The following is a 1191-nucleotide window of genomic DNA, read 5'->3' as shown; positions in this document are numbered from 1 at the left end:
CACGCCCGATCGCGGTTACTCGATGATTTCGGAGACGATGCCGGCACCGACGGTGCGGCCGCCTTCACGGATGGCGAAGCGCAGCTTCTCTTCCATCGCGATCGGCACGATCAGCGTCACGTCCATCGTCACATTGTCGCCCGGCATCACCATCTCGGTGCCTTCCGGCAGCGTCACGACACCCGTCACGTCCGTCGTCCGGAAGTAGAACTGAGGACGGTAGTTGGTGAAGAACGGCGTGTGCCGCCCACCCTCTTCCTTCGTCAGAATGTACGCTTCCGCCTTGAACTTCGTGTGCGGCGTCACCGAACCCGGCTTGCACAGGATCTGCCCGCGCTCCACGCCCTCGCGGTCGATGCCGCGAAGCAGCGCGCCGATGTTGTCGCCCGCCTGGCCACTGTCGAGCAGCTTGCGGAACATCTCGACGCCCGTCACCGTCGTCTTGCGGGTGTCGCGGATGCCGACGATCTCGACTTCCTCGCCCACCTTGATCTGACCGCGTTCCACACGACCCGTCACGACCGTGCCGCGACCGGAGATCGAGAACACGTCTTCGATCGGCATCAGGAACGGCTGGTCGATCGGACGCTCCGGCGTCGGGATGTACTCGTCGACCGCCGCCATCAGCGCGCGGATCGAATCCTCGCCAAGCGCCTTGTCGCCGTCCTCGAGCGCCACAAGCGCCGAGCCCTTGATCACCGGAATGTCGTCGCCCGGGAATTCGTAGGACGACAGAAGCTCGCGAACCTCGAGCTCGACGAGCTCAAGAAGCTCCTCGTCGTCAACCTGGTCGACCTTGTTCATGTAAACGACAAGCGCCGGAACACCGACCTGACGGGCGAGCAGAATGTGCTCACGCGTCTGCGGCATCGGGCCGTCGGCCGCCGACACAACCAGGATCGCGCCGTCCATCTGCGCCGCGCCCGTGATCATGTTCTTCACATAGTCCGCGTGGCCCGGGCAGTCGACATGGGCGTAGTGACGGTTTTCCGTCTCGTATTCGACATGCGCCGTCGAGATCGTGATGCCGCGCGCCTTCTCTTCAGGCGCCGCATCAATCTGGTCGTAAGCCCGATACTCGCCGAAGAACTTCGTGATCGCTGCCGTCAGCGTCGTCTTGCCATGGTCGACGTGACCGATCGTCCCGATGTTCGCATGCGGCTTCGTGCGCGAAAATTTCTCTTTTGCCAT

The 1191-nt window shown here is 63.2% G+C and carries 1 protein-coding gene; it reads right to left on the bottom strand.

Going from position 1 to position 1191, the window contains the following annotated elements:
• Positions 1-15 precede the first annotated feature (15 nt).
• Positions 16-1191, bottom strand: a complete 1176-nt coding sequence (gene tuf / locus EO094_RS18350; RefSeq protein WP_092816183.1) for an elongation factor Tu — start codon at positions 1189-1191, stop codon at positions 16-18.

Source organism: Afifella aestuarii, assembly GCF_004023665.1.
In the GTDB taxonomy this organism is placed as follows: domain Bacteria; phylum Pseudomonadota; class Alphaproteobacteria; order Rhizobiales; family Afifellaceae; genus Afifella; species Afifella aestuarii.
The sequence above is the reverse complement of the archived record's forward strand: the minus strand, read 5'-3'. Positions and strand labels throughout refer to the sequence as shown.